Annotated in this window: 12 protein-coding genes; all 12 read left to right on the forward strand. The window is 44.7% G+C overall.

Annotated features, from left to right (window positions below):
• Window positions 1-2 precede the first annotated feature (2 nt).
• The 12 genes from IGJ74_RS01705 to IGJ74_RS01760 all read left to right on the forward strand — a co-directional run bounded on the left by IGJ74_RS01705 (window position 3) and on the right by IGJ74_RS01760 (window position 18,479).
• Window positions 3-2,153, forward strand: coding sequence for a glycoside hydrolase family 3 N-terminal domain-containing protein (locus IGJ74_RS01705; RefSeq protein WP_087664805.1), 2,151 nt, complete (start codon window positions 3-5; stop codon window positions 2,151-2,153).
• Between the two features lie 15 nt (window positions 2,154-2,168).
• Window positions 2,169-5,459, forward strand: coding sequence for a GH36-type glycosyl hydrolase domain-containing protein (locus IGJ74_RS01710; protein WP_087664806.1), 3,291 nt, complete (start codon window positions 2,169-2,171; stop codon window positions 5,457-5,459).
• A gap of 13 nt (window positions 5,460-5,472) precedes the next feature.
• Window positions 5,473-6,429, forward strand: a complete 957-nt coding sequence (locus tag IGJ74_RS01715) for a LacI family DNA-binding transcriptional regulator (RefSeq protein WP_087664807.1) — start codon at window positions 5,473-5,475, stop codon at window positions 6,427-6,429.
• A gap of 637 nt (window positions 6,430-7,066) precedes the next feature.
• Window positions 7,067-11,938 carry a WxL domain-containing protein gene (locus IGJ74_RS01720; protein WP_254910626.1) on the forward strand — a complete coding sequence of 1,624 codons (4,872 nt, stop codon included), beginning with the start codon at window positions 7,067-7,069 and terminating at the stop codon, window positions 11,936-11,938.
• Between the two features lie 14 nt (window positions 11,939-11,952).
• Entirely contained in the window at window positions 11,953-12,321 is a 369-nt protein-coding gene (locus tag IGJ74_RS01725) for an LPXTG cell wall anchor domain-containing protein (protein ID WP_008376260.1), read from the forward strand.
• Window positions 12,254-12,967: a WxL domain-containing protein gene (locus IGJ74_RS01730; RefSeq protein WP_016609549.1), complete on the forward strand. Its 714-nt coding sequence runs from the start codon at window positions 12,254-12,256 to the stop codon at window positions 12,965-12,967. Before IGJ74_RS01725 ends, IGJ74_RS01730 begins: the two co-directional genes overlap by 68 nt.
• A gap of 45 nt (window positions 12,968-13,012) precedes the next feature.
• The gene (locus IGJ74_RS01735) at window positions 13,013-13,813 is read left to right on the forward strand and encodes a WxL domain-containing protein (protein ID WP_008376256.1); all 801 of its coding nucleotides are present in this window, start codon (window positions 13,013-13,015) and stop codon (window positions 13,811-13,813) included.
• Window positions 13,814-13,824: 11 nt separating this feature from the next.
• Window positions 13,825-14,565 (forward strand): WxL domain-containing protein, encoded by a 741-nt coding sequence (locus IGJ74_RS01740; protein ID WP_005232357.1) that lies wholly within the window; start codon window positions 13,825-13,827, stop codon window positions 14,563-14,565.
• Between the two features lie 67 nt (window positions 14,566-14,632).
• Window positions 14,633-15,715: a DUF916 and DUF3324 domain-containing protein gene (locus IGJ74_RS01745; RefSeq protein WP_016611453.1), complete on the forward strand. Its 1,083-nt coding sequence runs from the start codon at window positions 14,633-14,635 to the stop codon at window positions 15,713-15,715.
• The gene (locus IGJ74_RS01750; RefSeq protein ID WP_016611452.1) at window positions 15,705-16,505 is read left to right on the forward strand and encodes a class A sortase; all 801 of its coding nucleotides are present in this window, start codon (window positions 15,705-15,707) and stop codon (window positions 16,503-16,505) included. Before IGJ74_RS01745 ends, IGJ74_RS01750 begins: the two co-directional genes overlap by 11 nt.
• A gap of 44 nt (window positions 16,506-16,549) precedes the next feature.
• Window positions 16,550-17,041 carry a hypothetical protein gene (locus IGJ74_RS01755; RefSeq protein ID WP_016611451.1) on the forward strand — a complete coding sequence of 164 codons (492 nt, stop codon included), beginning with the start codon at window positions 16,550-16,552 and terminating at the stop codon, window positions 17,039-17,041.
• Window positions 17,019-18,479 carry a helix-turn-helix domain-containing protein gene (locus IGJ74_RS01760; RefSeq protein ID WP_016619638.1) on the forward strand — a complete coding sequence of 487 codons (1,461 nt, stop codon included), beginning with the start codon at window positions 17,019-17,021 and terminating at the stop codon, window positions 18,477-18,479. Before IGJ74_RS01755 ends, IGJ74_RS01760 begins: the two co-directional genes overlap by 23 nt.
• Window positions 18,480-18,629 lie beyond the last annotated feature (150 nt).

Below are 18,629 nucleotides of genomic sequence, written 5' to 3' on the forward strand. Positions count from 1 at the left end.
AAATGGAACAGCAGAAATTAACCGAACTACTTTCAGAAATGACCTTAGATGAAAAAATCGATCAGTTGCTGCAACTGGCAGCGGCTTTTTATTCAGATAAAGCAGAAGAGAAAACCGGCCCAATGGGCGACTTAGGACTGACACAAGAGAACATCAACAATGCGGGAACAACGCTAGGTGTTTCTGGTGCAAAAGAAGCGATCCGCGTCCAAAAAGAGTATATCGAAAATAACCGCTTGAATATCCCGACGATATTGATGGCGGACATCATTCACGGCTTTCGGACGATTTTTCCGATTCCATTAGGATTAGGTAGTTCATGGGATTTGGCAGCAGCGGAGAAGATGGCGGAAGTATCTGCCAAAGAAGCAGCTGTTTCTGGCTTGCATGTGACCTTTTCACCGATGGTGGACTTAGTAAGAGACCCACGCTGGGGCCGTGTTATGGAATCAACGGGGGAAGATCCTTACTTGAACAGTCGCTTCGCTGAAGCCTTTGTCAAAGGCTATCAAGGGGATGATCTGCGAACGGATTTCAACCGCGTGGCTGCTTGCGTCAAACATTTTGCGGCTTACGGTGCGGCTATCGGTGGTCGCGACTACAACACGGTCAATATGTCAGAACGCCAACTGCGAGAAAGTTATTTGCCAGGCTATAAAGCAGCCCTTGATGCTGGTGCCAAGCTGGTGATGACCTCCTTTAATACGGTAGACGGCATTCCAGCCACGGCCAATCGCTGGCTTTTCCGTGATGTTTTGCGAGAAGAATTCGGGTTTGAAGGCGTTGTGATCTCTGACTGGGCAGCAATCAAAGAAGTGATCGCTCATGGCGCAGCGGAGGATGAAAAACATGCCGCTGAACTAGCCATCAAAGCTGGGGTCGATATCGAGATGATGACGACTTGCTACACTGATAACTTGAAAGAGCTGATCGCAGAAGGCACCGTTGAGGAAGCCTTAGTCGATGAAGCCGTGCTAAGAATCTTGACCTTGAAAAATGAACTAGGTCTATTTGAAAATCCATACCGCGGCGCTGATGAAGCCGCTGAAGCAGCCACTGTTCTGTCTCAAGAACACCGAGAGATCGCCAGCGATATCGCAAAGAAATCAATGGTGTTGTTGAAAAATGAAGGTGTCTTGCCGTTGCAGAAAACCGAAAAAGTGGCGATCGTGGGCCCAGGTGCTCACTCCCGTGATCTATTAGGGGCTTGGTCTTGGCAAGGGAAACAAGAAGAAGTAGTGACCTTAGTGGAGGGTGCTCAAGCCTTGGGTGCGGATCTGTTGATTGGTCAAGAGCCCTTTGATTATTTTGCACCGTCTGAAGCGGCGATCCAAGAAGCGATCGAATTAGTGAAGGCAGCCGATAAAGTGGTCCTAGCACTAGGAGAGCAGGAATGGATGAGCGGCGAAGCTGCCAGCCGCAGCGACATTCGCTTGCCGCAAGCCCAATTGTCCTTGGTTGAAACCTTGAAAGAATACAACGAGCAATTGATCGTAACCCTTTATAACGGTCGTCCTCTTGATTTGCAAGGGGTTGATGCAGCCAAAGCGATCGTTGAGGCTTGGTTCCCTGGAACCGAAGGCGGAAACGCACTTGCTCAGATCCTGTGGGGAGAATACAATCCAAGCGGCCGCTTGAGTATGTCATTCCCAGAAACCGTTGGACAAGTTCCTGTGTATTACAACGTTGACAATACCGGTCGTCCTTATGAAAGTGCACCGGATGAAAAATATGTCTCAAAATATTTGGATGTCTCCAATTATGCCAAATATCCATTTGGCTTCGGCTTGAGCTATAGCCCAGTTGCGTATTCTGCGGTGACGTTGGATCAACCGACCATGACCAAAGATCAAACAGTCACGGCATCCATCACGGTTACGAACCAAGGAACAGCAGCGGTCTGGGAAACGGTCCAATGCTACATTCGCGATTTAGTCGGTGAAGTGGTTCGCCCAGTGAAAGAACTGAAAGGCTTTAAGAAAATTTGGCTAGAGGCTGGCGAATCAGCAACCGTTCAATTTGAGATCACGGAAGAACTGCTGCGCTATGTCCACAGCAACCAACAAGCAAGCAGTGATCCAGGGAAATTCCACATCATGATTGGTGGGAACAGCCGAGACACCCAACAAACAACCCTGCAATTAGTTAGGTAAGATAGGAAGGTTTCTATGACGAAAAAAATAGTGATGAATAACGCAAATACGACCGTGACATTTTTACCAAACGGTGATTTATATGAGATCCAAAGTCACGGTGTGATGATCAATCAGTTGAACGGAAATGCGCTAGATGGCAGTTTGAATCAAATCTATCTACGTCTGCGTGAGGCGGGGGAGTTGTCCTTTATTCCCTTGATCGGTTCAAATGCTAACAGTGCCTTTGCTTACTCAGACAAACAGCTGACTTGGACTGGAACGTACCAGTCTATCAGTTACCAAGTAGATTTCCAATTGGCACAAGATTGCTGGTTCTGGCGAGTTCAATTGAGTGGTTCTGGGGAAGCGGAATTGGTTTACGGACAAGATCTTGGTAACGCAGCCAAAGGTGCTGTTCAATCCAATGAAGCCTACGTTTCGCAATATATCGACCATCATGTTAGCCATGATAAGGATCAAATCGTGCTATCTTCTCGCCAAAATCAACCACAAAATGGTCAATTTCCATTGGTGGAACAGGGCAGCTTCCAAGCCTTAAAAGGCTTCTCGACGGATGGCTATCAATTTTTCGGTCGCAGCTACAAAGAAACGAATCAACCAACTGCACTCAGCCAAGAGACATTAGCCAATGAAGTGTATCAATACGAATTTGCCTATACGGCACTGCAAACGCAATGGTTGACAATAAGTGAGACACCTACGGAAATCGTTTTTTACGCAGCGGTCAAAGCCAATCAAGTGACGGCAGTCAATGAACCGCAGTTTGCACTTGAAACGTTGAAAGAAACGTATCAAGCCTTGTCCTTCGACTCGTTGCAGGCAACGGCGCAGGCTCGAAAAAACTTCGGTCGACCGCTCACAGGGCTGACATTTTCCACAGAAGAAATCAACGTGCGGTTCCCTCAGCAAGAAGCAGTGGAAATCGTTGACGAACAGCTGTATTCCTTTTTTACCCCTGACTATCACCATGTCGTGTTGAAGGAAAAGGAAGGACAGATGGAACGCTCCCATGGGCATATTTTGTTGAGCGGACAAGATCTGATCGTCGATCAACCCATTTTGAGCACGACTGTTTACATGACGGGGATGTTTAACTCCCAAATCGTATTAGGCAATACAAACATGAACAAATTATTGAGTAATAGCCGCAACTCATTGAATCTTTTCAAACGTTCCGGTCAGCGGATCTATCTGAAAGACGGCGATCAATGGCGGATTTTAACGATGCCATCTGCTTTTGAAATGGGCTTAAATTCGGCGACGTGGTACTACAAAACAGCCGATGATGTCATTCAAGTAACGACCTTCACGAAAGCAAATGGACGCACGATCGCAACCACCATCACTAGTGAACAAGGTCGTGCCTACACCTGGGCCATCACTAATCAATTTGTGATGGGGATCGATGAAGCGGTACCGACTGTTACCATTACGCAAGATCAACAGTTGCTCACCATCAAAGGATCAGCGGATTCACCGATTGCAGAAACATATCCAGAATTGACGTATTATCTCCATGCGGCTCAACCTTTTGAACTGACCGATGAAACGATTTTCAATGTGGCAGCCGACGATAGCACGACCGTATTGACCTTTGCAGAACAGGCGACGGTTTCCTTCGTGATCCAAGGCACACTGACTGGTGAACCCTTTGTTTCCGAAACGTTAGATCGCCAGCAAGAAGACACTGCCTATACGGCCTTTGTCGATGATTTGTTGAATCAGTTTGAATTGAAACATTCGCAGGCGGATGTCGCATCCTTCAATCATTTGGCACGTTGGTACACCCATAATATGCTTGTTCATTACTTGTCTCCTCATGGTCTTGAACAGTACGGTGGTGCTGCTTGGGGGACTCGAGACGTTTCCCAAGGACCGACTGAGTATTTCTTAGCACTTAATCGTCCTGAGATGGTGGCGTCCATCATCGAGCATTTGTTTGAAAATCAATTTGCAGATGACGGCAACTGGCCACAATGGTTTATGTTTGATCGCTATGAGAAACAAAAAGCCGATGAGAGCCACGGAGATGTGATCGTCTGGCCAATGAAAGTCGTTAGTGACTATCTCGAAAAAACCAAAGATTTTGCGATTTTGGAAAAAGAACTGCCTTATACGGATCGCGCAACCTTCTTGAAAACCAAGACCAAAGCTTCTTTGTTTGATCATTTGAAAAAAGAAGTGGCGTATATCGAAGCGAACTTCTTGGAAGGAACGTACCTGTCTTGTTATGGTGATGGCGATTGGGATGACACCTTGCAGCCGAATAACAGCAAGTTGAAGAAACAAATGGCCAGCAGTTGGACCGTTGCCTTGACCTATGAAGTATTGAAAAAATTAGCCAGCCAGTTGCAGTCAGTTGACCCAGAGTATGCCAAACATTTAACGGAACTGTCTGCGGGAATCAAACGTGACTTTGAAAAATACATGTTAGCTGATGGGACTTTGCCAGGATTTGTCTATATGGAAGATAGCGAGCACGTGGAACTGATGGTCCATCCGACTGACAAGAAAACCGGTATCCAATACCGCTTGCTGCCGATGCAGCAAAGCATGATCGGTGAGCTGTTATCTCCCGAACAAGCCGAGCATCATGTGGCGATCATCAAGGAGCATTTGCAATTTCCAGATGGGGTGCGCTTGATGAATCGTCCAGCGACTTATGAGGGGGGTGTCAGCACCAACTTCAAGCGGGCAGAACAAGCAGCCAATTTTGGACGAGAAATCGGTTTGCAGTACGTTCACGCCCACATCCGCTTTACAGAGGCCATGGCGAAATTAGGTCGAGAAGAAGAGACTTGGCAAGCACTTGGGGTCATTAATCCGATCCAAATCGCTCAACGGGTCGAAAATGCGGAAATCCGTCAAGCAAATGCGTATTTCAGTAGTTCTGATGGCGATTTCAAAACAAGGGTTGAAGCCCAAGAAAATTTTGGTAAACTTAAGGAGGCAACAGTCGGCGTCAAAGGCGGCTGGCGCATCTATTCTAGTGGACCGGGGATCTATATGAATCAGTTGATCAGCAATGTGTTAGGCATTCGGACCTTTGTTGATCACGTTGAACTTGATCCCGTCTTGCCAGCGGAATTAGCAGGATTGACACTGACGTATCGACTCTATGATCGGCCGGTCGAAATCGTCTATCATTCGTCAAGTACGCCGAAAATATTGATCAACGGCGAAGAAATGTCCACTGGGTTTGCGGAAAATCGCTACCGCCAAGGTGCGTTTGTCCTGAAGAAAGCAGCGCTTTGCGCCAAATTAAACGAAAACCGAACCAATACGATCGATATCTATCGTTAAGAAAGGAGAAGCCATGGTAGGAATCAAAGATATTGCCCAAAAAGCGGGTGTCTCCATATCCACCGTTTCGTATGCATTGAATGGCAGTCCAAAAGTGACCGAGGAAACCCGTGCGCGGATTCAAGCGATCGCAAACGAATTGAACTATGTTCCGAACATGGCTGCTCGCACACTGAAACGCAGACAAACCAACATCATCGGTGTTTATCTCGCCGATTATGCCGGAAGTTTTTATGGGGAATTGCTAGATGGCATCAAGAAAGGGCTGGAACTTTTCGGCTATGAAATGATCGTCTGCAGCGGCAAGAAATCACACTTGTTTATTCCTGAGCGGATGGTGGACGGTGCCATCATTTTGGATTGGACGTTTCCAGCAAAGGAAATCGAGCAATACGCCCAACGAGGGCATCAAATCGTCGTGTTAGACCGTGTCTTGTCTCATGAAAATATCCATCAAGTCTTGTTAGACAATAAAGGAGGGGCGGCGCTGGCGATCGATCGCTTGATCGCTGGACAAAGCCAAAAAGTCTTCCTCTTAGCAGGGCCAGAAAAAGGCTACGACAGTCGGGAGCGCTTGGAAGCCAGTACGAAAGAATTGACGCGCTTTGGTATTCCTTATGAAGTCATTCCTGGTGACTTCACGGAACCTTCTGGTTATCGAGCGGCAAAACAGCTCTTAGCAAATGAACCCCAGTTTCCCATTGATATCTTTGCCTTCAATGATGAAATGGCGATCGGTGTCTACAAATATGTCCGCGAGACCGACTATCGCATCGGAAAAGAGATCCGCATCATCGGGTTTGATAACACGGAATTAGGCGCTTTTGTGCAGCCGCGCTTAGCGACGATCTCCTATTCGAAACATCGATGGGGGATGGTTGCAGCTGAGAAAATCGTACAATCGATCCAAGGGGAACCAGTGGCGGACGAGCATATTTATACCACTTTTGTGGATGGTGGCTCGTTTTAACAAGCAATACAAAAAAAGTATTAAGCAGTGAAGACTGTTTGATACTTTTTTTGTTTTATAAATATCCGCATTTCTTAAATATTTATATAATACATCATCCTAAAAGTATTTTTGCAAAAAAAAATATTTTTTTTTTTTGTTATTTTAAATATAGATGATTAAAAAAACTCTCTAATTATTGTTGTAACATTATAACCATTATATTGTTTAGGGCGAGTAAGGATTGATTGAGTACTAATTATTAGTTAGTTTTAGCTATTTAAATTATAACTGATGTTCTATTTGTCAATTTTTTTGGATTTTAATTTATTTTTCTAATGTAACGCTCATTTTCTCTCTTGATTTATTCCTCGTTTTTTGTATTATCTGTAAGGATGAATGAATCCTTGATACTCATTGTTTGCAAAAAAAGGTTTTTAAAATAGGTTTTCTTCAAAGAAGTTTTTAAATTAAAAATAAGTTCATTATAAATGGAAATTGTTAGATATTTTTAATTATGAAAAAACAATTATAATCATAATTTTGAGTGGGAGAAAAAAAGAATTATAATTTTTTTTCTTGAAATCGCTAAACTAAGAGTTGTAACACAGGGCGTGCACTGCGCGATACGTTCATTTTTTTAGATAGGAGGGATAAAGTGAAACGGTTTTTAACAACTTTGCTTGTTTTTCTACTAACATCAGGTCCTTGTTTTTCATATGCAATGGTAGTGGCACAAGCCGAAAGTGTTACAAAAACAAGTGAAGAACAAATGATTTCTTCTGCTGAGCCGGTCGCTTCATCAACCGACAATCAGGAAGAAACCAATCAAACGGAAATACAAGAATCTAGCGAAGCTGCTTCGGCAGATTCGACTGCAGCAACCACTGAGACATCTTCTTCTGAGACAGAAGAGTCATCCGAAGCTGTAGAAGAAGTCCAGGTGACCTTTCTAACAGATACTGAGCATGTATTTGCTACCAGAAAAACTCGCATCCAGATCAGCAAAAATAAAGGGGAAGCATTAAAAGAAAGTGAACTGCCGGCTTTTGAAGATGATAGGAATTTTGAAGGATGGGCGTTAGACGGTACGGTCTATACAAGTCAAGCGCTGACCGAATTGATTCTCACGGAGAATCAAACCTTGACCGCTGTTTTTAAACCGACTGTTAAGGCAAGAGCGGCGGACATCTCGTTGGCAGAACAATCGATCAAAGAGATCATTGCAGAAGCCGATAAAACGAAAGTGATCGCTGTACCAAGTCCAGCTGGAGATGATTCAGCATATGCAGAATACACCAATAGTGCTGAAGGGATTCGTCAAGCGTTGTTTGATATGTATCAAAACGGCAATGGTCAAGAATTTGCTTTGTATGTCGGCTCTGGCTCAGCGTTACTGAATTTGCCAACGAATCTGACTTCAAAAACGATTCCAGATACAGTGGATAATACCAACATGACTTTTTATGCACTACAAGGAAAAGTCAGCCGCTTGATCATCACAGGGCATAGTGATGATCCCATCGCAGATGCAACAACGTTGACTTCTGGTAGTCGAACAGTTGCACTTGGCACGGATATCTACTTCGGTTCTGATGTAGTGATTCGAAACCTCAACTATACGGGGACGAGAATGTACATGAATGGACATAGTCTTTCCTTGAACGGTGGTTCCACCGGCAATGGCCTTTCTATTTATGGAGGAAGTAACAATGGCGACCTTACTGGAAATCCGACGATCACTGTAAATGCGACAGGCTCTGGAACTTGGAACATCTATGGTGGGAATCAAAGCGGTGGTACATTGACTGGGAATACAGCGATTGTCGTAAATAATACGGTGGGCGGCATCAGTACGATTGCAGGAGGTGCCAATATTGGTACGATTGATGGGAACACGAATGTTGCAATCAATCGCTTGAATGGGACATTAGGCAGTTATTATGGCGGTGGTCTTGGAACAAATGCTTCCAATACAGCCAATGTGACAGGAAATGTTGAAACGACGATCCAGACGACCAATACAAGCTTTCGCTTAAGTGCTTTTACTGGTGGCGTTCAATATGGAAATATCGGTGGCACCATCCGTAGTACGATCTCTGGTGCAGGCGGTTGGTCAGGCACAGCCAATCGTTTCATAGGCGGTTCATTTTATGGCAACATCGGCTCTGATCGTTCTAAGGATGCCATCGTGACTAACCTAGATGCTAGCAGTTATTCCACTGGACGTAGTGATTTTGAAGGTGGCAATCGGAATACTGGTACCATCACAGGGAACATCGTTAACACCGTGAAAGCAGGACCGAGTGCGAGCGTCGGTGGGATTGGTGATTTTAACGGCGGCGGGGGAAACAACGTTAGTACCTTGACTCAAAGTTCAATGGGGGCTTCGAATACGACGACGTATGACAATTATACCCCGGAACAACGAGCAGCACTGGCAGAAGCAGCGGCAAGTTTTAAAGTTTATGGCGATATCACTTCTCATCTAGTCAGTGGTTCCTTTTCAAATGGCGCGATTTATTCGACGGCAGCTGGTCGAGGCGGCTATGTTGAAGGAAATACGACGATTGAAGTTGGCACGATCACTTCGGATGGTAGTCCTGGTGGAGATGGGATTGCTTACACAGGAACCAGACCAACGAATCTAGATTACTCAACAACCAACAAAACAAGAGGAAACGCCTCTGGTTGGGACATCGTTGGTGGCGGTGGTTATCCTGGTACGGCTTGGGATATCTATATTAAAGGAAATACCAAAACGATCTTAAATAACACGGTTGCTCGCTGGACCTACGGTGGCTCCTTCTCAGGTGTCATTGAGGGGAATTCTTCCAATACTTTGAATTCGGGGATCGTCGATACGCTAGAAGGAACAGGGTATACTGGACGCCGCGTTTACGGAGATGGACGAACGACAGTAAATAATGGGCAAGTAGACTGGTTTTTATCTGGTGGCGGCTGGGATGACTTATTAGTGACCGGCAATGTCGCAGTAACGGTTTATGATGGGGTGATCAATGCTTCACTCGGTGCCTCTTATGGTGTCGCTTCTTCCCACACTATTAACGGAAACTCAGATAATCGAGTGTTTGGCGGGAACTTCTCAGGCACCCCGCGTACAGGGTCTAATGGTTTTTCAGGCGGTGTTACGAACAATGGACGGTTATTAGGAAATGCTAGTTTGACATTGGATTTGAGAGATTACGATGGTGAGTTTGCCCTTCCTTCAGGAACGAATATCTCAGGAGGTAATCCGTTTAACAGTACGAATATCGTTGGGACCGACAGCTCCAATACGATTACATTGAACATATACACAAAGCCGGGCTCAGATGCACTGAATGGTGCAACGATCTATGGCGATGGTGGACGGACTGCTAGCAATACAAGAAGCGGTAAAATTTATATGAATATCCAGGCAGAAGGATCAAGTATCGGGAATTTATACACCACGTACTATTCCAATATTTCTTCCAGCCAAATTTTAAGAGATGTCGAAATGCGGGTTCAAGGAGCCAAAAGTATCAATGGGATTTCAGGCGGAAATGCGTCAGACAACTTTACGAACACGATCGTAGCCAACAGCAGCAATCAAGTGAAGATGAGCTTTGGTGAAAATGTCGATGGGACAGCTTCTTATCAAACTGATCCAATCGCTGTGACGGGTCTGGGAATCGTCAACTTTACCGAATTGAATGTGACAAACGGCATCAAGCTAATGGCCAATGGGGGAGACATCAAGAATGGCCGTTCAGCCACTGCTGTCAATCACGCAACGACCTATCATCAGTTCGGTGACATCCATCTTTCCAAGGATGCCGGTATCGGTATTTCTTCTGCAACGAATTTGATTTCAGGCGCGAAGTTAACGGTGGAAGACAAAGGGACGATTGAGTCACCGCCGGGAACGGGGCGAATCAATCTTTCAGATTTCGCAACACCAGATACGGACAAAGATCATTTAACGTGGCTGAAAACGACGACCAATGATGCAGGTTCTCGAGTCAACAGTCAAGGGACGTGGTTTGGAGCGGTTAGTGCCTATCAAGTACTGACTATAAATCCAACTGCTGCTAATGCTGCAGCGATCACGCCAATCAACTTCAGCGGGATCGAAAAAGCGACTGGGAAAACCTTCATCGGGGACAACGATGTGACCAATGCAGCCAACGGGTACGGTATTGCGATACCAGGTTCGATCATTAACTACGAAGTCGAAACACCGGGAGTCGCTAACGGGATTGGCGCCATTAGTCACAATGTAACGGCAGTCAAAGAGAACAATACGCCGCTGACCTTGCAAGCATGGGGAACTGAGCAGGCGGGGACACAGGTGCAAAAAGGGCGTTTATTGATTCCCTACACGGTAACGGAATTGCCAACATTGACGTTTACACCAGAAACCCAAACGTCCGGTTCATGGGTCTATGCGGGGCAAATCAAATCCAGCAAGCTGGATAGCACGGATCAGCAGTTGACGGAACAACCAGATTCAGAGCCAGTTGACTGGACGAGTCCTGATGGGGAGTATAGTTACGATATTAGTGTCCGCTACTCAAATAAGGCGGAAGTCCAAGCCCGCAATGTGATCCTTACAGAGCAAGAGGCACAATCGCTGACCAAAGAACAAGCCGTGACTTATCTCGAAGCCAGCGGGCGTCCTTTCTTTAAGGATACGCTGACAGATGAGGTCTTAGCTGCGATTCAAGAACCGTTAGAAACAGCGGTCTACCGCAAACAAGCGATCACTTTTTCAGTAGGGGAAAACGATCAGAATCAGGAAGAAACTACCGTGAATCTGGTGGTGGTCAAAAATGAAAGTGTCATTTCTGCTGATCGGCAATTTGCCGTCTATGCAAAAGATGTCCGTTTGACCTTACCAGAAGCAACGGCGCTGACAGATGAAGCCGCTTTGGCAGACTATACCCAAGCAACCACGATTTTTGCAGATAATCGAGCAAATATACCACCGACTGTCGATCCGCAAGCTTTTGCCGCGATCCAGCAAGCAACGGAAGATGAGCTGTTGAAAAATGTATCAACGGCTTACCATTATGAAGCAGGCAGTCAACGGGCAGAAAAAGTCGTCAATGTCGCAGTTGCCGGCGAGCTTATTTTAAGCAGTGTGCCAACAGACTTTGATTTTGGGCAGCAGAAAGTTGCCACAGAAACACAAGATTATTGGCCAACGATCACAGGTGAGCTAGCGGTGAAAGATACGAGAGGGTCCGAACGGAGTCCATGGCGCTTGACGGTCAAAGAGCAACAGCCATTAACGGATGGGACAGATCAATTAACCGATGTCTTCCGCTTTGTGACAAACGGTCAAGAACAGATGATAACCAGTGGGGAAATGATCATCGAGGAAACGGAATTGACAGAAAATGGCACATACGTCGTGAATCAGCACTGGGGCGAAAGTCAGAATGAAGGAATCAAGCTTACCGTTCCAGTCGAACAGCAAAAAGTTGGGGACTATCAAGGAACCCTGAGCTGGCAGCTGGTTTCGGCACCTGGCAACCCATAAAGGCAGGAAAACAAATGAAAAAAATCATGATCGGTATTATTGCTGGCTGTCTATTAATATTTCCTCAGCTCGTTTCAGCAGCCGAAGCAGGTGCTTATGACAGCAATGGCATTACTTCCTTTTTCGGCGTCTATGAAGAACCAGTTGAGGAGCCAGAAGAGCCCGTAAAAGAACAGCCAGGGAATAAACAAGTTAATCAAAAAGGCAACAATATTCTGCCGGCAACAGGATCAGATCACTTCAATAGCTATCAAAGCAGTGGTCTTGTCGTTTTGTTGGCAGCAGGAATCATTTTAATCAAAAGGAGAACAAAAAATGAAAAAACTTTTCTTGACGGCAGGCATTCTATTGATGAGCACTGCTCTGTTACCAACAACCGTTAATGCCGCTGAATACACTTCAAATGGAGCAATCACTTTTGAAGCGGACCCGAATCCAACCAATCCAGTTGATCCGACCGATCCAGAAAAACCAGTGGATCCCGTCGATCCAACCGATCCAGATGGACCAAATCCTGGAACAGCTGGACCATTATCGATTGATTTTGCTTCAAGTTTTCAATTTGGCAACCAACTGATTACTTCTGAAACAAAAGATTATTACGCACAGCTGCAAGAGTTCACAGCTGGCGCTGCTGGACCAAACTATGTGCAAGTAACAGATAAACGAGGAACGCAAGAAGGTTGGTCATTGAGTGTTGTGCAAAACGGACAATTCAAAACGGCTGATGACGAAGAGCTAGTCGGCGCTTCATTATCGATCGCCTCAGGTGCAGCAACTTCAGTCACCGATATGCAGTATGCACCAACAGTTACTGCAAGTCATACCTTTGTACCCGATAGTGAAATCACCTTGGTCAATGCACCTGTCGGAAAAGGAATGGGAACTTGGATTTACAAGTTTGGGAACGATGCAACGGAAGGGTCAACGGCAGTAAAATTAAACGTACCAGGCAGTTCCGTAAAATTAGCCAAAGAGTATCGGACGACATTGACTTGGAATTTAAAGAATGTCCCTGAAAGCAATTAAAATCACTGATTTTCAGTAAAAAAGATAAAGGAGTGTCAAATAGAAATGAAAAAAACAGCATGGGTCTTTTTAAGTCTTGCCGTATTGGCAGCAGCGAGTGCAGCAACCGAGGTTTCAGCAGCCGAAGCGGCTTCTTACACCTCAAATGGGGCGGTTGATTTTATTCCAAATACCGATCCGACGAACCCAGTCAATCCAGAAAACCCAGATCCAGAAAACCCGGTCAATCCTGTGGATCCAACCGATCCCGATGGACCAAATCCTGGAACAAATGGCCCGTTATCGATCGATTATGCCTCTAGCTTAGATTTTGGTGTCAATAAAATCTCCAATAAAAACGAAGTTTATTATGCACGAGCACAAGGGTACTTGAATGACGATGGCACAGCTTCTACATTAAAAACTGCCAATTATGTCCAAGTAACTGATAATCGCGGTAGTAATGCCGGTTGGCGGTTGTCTGTGAAGCAAAATGGACAATTTAAAAATGAATCGACGTTGAATCAAGAATTGACTGGTTCTGTCATCACCCTAACAAGCCCTGCCGTTAAATCAAATGCGATTGGCGTCACTGCTCCAGTGGCAGAAGCAACGATCACGTTGGATGCAGCCGGTGCTGAATCAGTGGTGATGACCGCAGCAAATCAAACAGGTGCTGGGACATGGGTCAATGCTTGGGGAAGCGTTGAGTCGATCACTGAAATAGACAAAGATGATCAAGAAGTACAAGCCGATATTACCAAAGCAGTCGCACTTTCTGTACCAGGCAGCACCCCAAAAGATGCCGTTAGCTACACGACTACATTGACTTGGGTATTATCAGATACACCAGGAACGGAAGGATAAGGAGTATAGACATGAAAAAAACACTAGCATTTCTCTCAGTATTAGGCTTAAGCCTAGCAGCACCAGTGCTGGCACAAGCAGCGGACAGTGCAGAATACAACTCAAATGGACAAATCACCTTTGAACCAAATACGGATCCAACTAATCCAATCAGCCCAACGGATCCAGATCCAGAAAATCCAATCAAACCAGTGGATCCAACGGACCCAGATGGACCAAATCCGGGAACGAACGGACCGCTATCGATTGATTTTGCTTCAAGCCTTTACTTTGGCACACAAAAAATCACCTCAAAAACAGAGATCTACCATGCGGAAACTCAAAAATATGTGGATTCAGTTGGTGATAATCAAGAAGGACCGAATTTTGTCCAAGTGACAGACAATCGGGGAACAGAGAGCGGTTGGACATTGAATGTTCGCCAAAATGGTCAGTTCAAAACAGCGGAAGATCAAGAATTGACTGCTGCGCAAATTCGTTTGACGAAGGGAACTGTGGTAACTCCTTCATTGTCACCAAAACCATCAAATGTGAGCGCAACGATCACATTGAATCCAAATGGTGCCCAATCCTTAGTGATGAGTGCCCAAGATGGCGAAGGGGCAGGGACCTATTTAATGAGCTGGGGCGATAGTTTAGCTGCAGCCATGGATAGCATTGAGTTGGAAGTTCCAGGCTCAACGACGAAATATGCCAGCCAATACAACACCACATTTACTTGGTTACTAACAGACACACCAACCAACCCATAAGTACCAGCTTTCTCCTTGAACCTCGAAAGGGTTCAAGGAGAATACATAGAAAGAAGGGACATCCATCATGAAAAAAATCAAACAGCTTTTGGCGCTCCTATTCGCAAGTATTTTCTTTTTTGTACCAACCATAGGAACCGCTTCTGAATTTAACTTTGCCGTCAATCCAGTGATTCCAGAGAATCAAATCGATAAAGAAAAGACTTATTTTGACTTGAAAATGGAGCCAGGAGCGGTTCAAACTGTAGAAGTCCAATTGCGCAATGACACCGATCAAGAGGTCGTCATCGCGCCAGTGATCGCTTCTGCTACTACGAATCTAAACGGGGTCGTGGAATATGGCGAAAACGACATCGAAGCGGACGAAACCTTGCCTTATGATATGGCTGATTTGATTGAAGTGGAGGAAGAGATCACGATCCCGAAACAATCCCAAATCACCTTACCCTTAAAGATCAGTATGCCCTCAGAATCGTTTGAAGGGGTTATTGCCGGTGGTTTGACCTTGAAAGAAACGACAGCGGAAACCGATACTGCTGACAGTGAAGAAGACCAAGGGTTAGCCATCAAGAATGAGTATGCCTATGTCGTTGCGATTTTACTCCGTCAAAATACAACAGAAGTCACGCCGGATCTAAAACTGCTGGATGTTGGACCGGGACAAGTCAACGCTCGCAATACCATCAATGTTACGTTGCAAAATCCTGAATCAGCTTACTTAAATTCCTTACGGTTGATCAATGAAGTGAAGAAGAAAGGCGATAGTGACGTCTTGTATGCTTCAGATACCTCACGAATGCAAATGGCACCTAATTCAAACTTCTCGTACCCAATTTCCTTGGAAGGACAACGTTTAGAAGCAGGGACCTATGTGTTGACTTCCGTGGCCTATGGTGGGAAAAGCGATGAAGGACAATACAAAGTGGAGAATGAAGAAGGCGAGGAAGAAAGCTATCTCTATAAATGGAGCTTCGAAAAAGAATTCACAGTGACTGGCGATGTTGCTCGTGATCTTAATAAGAAAGATGTGACGATCGAAACAGATTACACGTGGCTTTACTTCTTGATCGGCGGTCTCTTGCTGCTGCTCGCCTTACTGCTGCTTTTATGGTACCGACGAAAGAAAAAAAATGAAACGGATGAAGCGTGAGCACCTTGAGAAATACTTGATCGATGGCTTGATCATCGCAGGTATCCTCTTGTTGGCACTTCCTTTTTTAAAAGAAAGCATCGTCAGTTGGCAATTACGCACAAGCGAATTGACGATAGCGACCCAGCTGCCGACAACGATTCCAGAAGAAGAAACGATTCAAATGCCGGCTCTAGGGGATGTATTGGCTCCGCAGTCGGCAACGATCACCGGGTACGGCTTTGTTGCAATTGAAGCGATCGAGTTCCAGCAGCCGCTATTGGTGGGGATAACCAATCAGCAGCTGCTGAAAGGCGGTGTCGTGATGTTTCCGGAACGTTTGTTAAAAAATAACAATTTTGTCGTTTTAGGGCATCATCTCGGTAGACAAAGTTTGTTATTTGGTCAATTGCTAGAAGCACAGGTGGGGATGGAAGTGTCCGTAACCTACCTCGAGGAACGCCAGCAGTATATTATTATCGATAAAAAAGTCGTAGATGAATCCGACTTGTCGGTTCTAACAGATGACCAGACACCAAAGTTGACATTGATTACTTGTCCCACACCTACTCGAACAGAAGAACGCTACGTGCTGACAGCGATTCCTGTTGAGCAAGCAACTGCCGGGCAGTCGCAAAACACAGCGACCATGGGCAGTACGTCACAAGGCGCAAGAGTGTTGGCTCAAAAACAAGAAATGTTATGGAAACAACAATCTGAAAAAAATTGGTTTCTTTTATTTGTTATTTTATTTATAATTAGTGGATGTCTGCTTGGCGTTCACAAACTGTTGAAACGTTCAGCGCCGTAGAAAGAGCATCAAAAAGAAGCTCTGTTGATAAGGAGGGTGAAGAAATGAAACGCAGATTTGGTTTTGTCATTGGTGCCTGCATGATTATTGGAATGATCGATCTTGTCACAGAACAAGTTGTTTTTGCGACTATCTATAATCCGCTAGACCCCTCAGAAGAAATCGTCCCAACGGATCCGCCAGAAGGAAGTACGGAAAAAGCAGATGAACCGCCTGCAGAAAAGGAAGAATCCAAAGAATCGCCGGCTCCTGAACCGGAACCTGTTCCGAAAAAAGAACAGGAACAATCCGCATTTCCAGAGAGCAGTTTTTTGGAAAAACAGAAGCACTTAGCACAACGAGTCATGTTAGAAGATGTTTTTGCGTCGGATCGTTTGGCTGTCGATTTAGCACTGCCGGGAAATAATACGGATGGTGACGGGGATGACAAACCTTCGTATCTTGCCAGCTTATGCTATCTATTTTCAGGAAACGTTCTTTATGGCCAAAAAAATAACGGAGGCTTGAAAACGCATGTTTGTGACATTTTTGAATAAGGCGGACAAACGAAAATTGATGATGCTGCAATATTTGGAAAACGCAGTCGCTCTTTCTGAAACGAAGGAAACATTGATGGACCAATTGACCATGTCGGAATTTCTGATCAATAAGACCGTTCAAGAATTGAATCTTGATTTTTATGAACTAGGATTGAATGAGGAATTTGAGATCGTGACCGATGGGACGGTCATTAAACTGAATGCCTCCGGGCTGGCAACTTCAGACACACTACTGACCTATTATCTAGATCAAGCGTTAAAATTTTCTATGTTGAAAGAATGCTTTTTTGAGCAATTGTCTTCTTTATACGAATTTGCTACCAATCACTATCTAAGTCATAATCCCGTCTATAAAGAATTTAAACAGTTTAAACTGATCTTGAAAGAATACGACATTGAAGTGACGAAAGAGTTTCAGCTGGTGGGTGAAGAAAGTGAGATTCGGGAGTTTATTTTTCTCTTTTTTATGAAGGAATATTATTTGAACCATTCCCCTTTCCCAAAAGGTATCTTGGACAAAGAAAAAACCTTTGATCGATTCAATGAAAGTACTTGGCTGAATCCAGAACAGTCTGCCCGCATGCGGATTCGCAAGAAACATTATCTAGGTATTGTTTTGGCGCGGATGTCTAAAGGACATTACATGCAAAACAATGTGGAAAATGATTTAGTCTTACCCAAACATTTAGTGATTATTGAAGAATTGAAGCGCTGGTTACAAGAGATCTTGACGATCACCGATCAAGAAGTCCTAGAACGTGAGGCACGAGATATTTTGCGCTTCTTGATCGTTGAAGGCTGGTTGATCGACAACAATAGCTACATCGACCAAGAACAAACCTATATCCAACAATTAAACGAGCAGTTTATTCAGGCAGTCCAACAGCAGTTTTCGCTAGCCACGGACACGTTGGCACTGCTTCATGCCGAAACGACTACGATTCATTACCAGCTCCTGTCGTTTTCTTTTAGTTCTCGCTATGAGTACCAATACATGGATGTCACGTATTTTCTTGAGACGTATCCTGAATATGCTGCCTTTTGCCGCAACTATCTGGAAGAAAGTCGTAATCGACCGATCTTATGGAACAATAAAGAGTTTTTGTTTTTTAGATACCTTATTTTATTAGTTTCTACGATTCCATTAAAAGAGATTTTGGTTCCTTTATATGTCTGTGTTGATTTTTCATTTGGTGATTCCTACAACCAGATGATCAAAAAGAATATTGAAAAAATTCTCGATTTGAATGTGCAATTCCAGAGTTACCCAGATGATCACACGCACCTGATTCTTTCAAACCTGCCATTTTATGGTGCGTTGGGGATCGACCATATTTTATGGCTAGCACCACCTAGACCCATCGATTGGGCCAATTTTACTGAAAAAATCAGCGTGATTCGCAGAGAACAATTTCAAACCAAAATGGCACAGTGAGCATCCTGCCGTTTAACTATCAAAAGCAGCGTCTGCCTCAAATGAAGGCAGGCGTTTTTTGCAGAAATCTGCCATATGCAAAAAGCACACAGGGATCTATTGCCCTGACGAAGTGTTCGGATAAGGTCTGTGAAAAAGGACCATTTGATA

The organism is Enterococcus sp. AZ009 (assembly GCF_050548785.1).
Lineage (GTDB): Bacteria > Bacillota > Bacilli > Lactobacillales > Enterococcaceae > Enterococcus_D > Enterococcus_D entomosocium.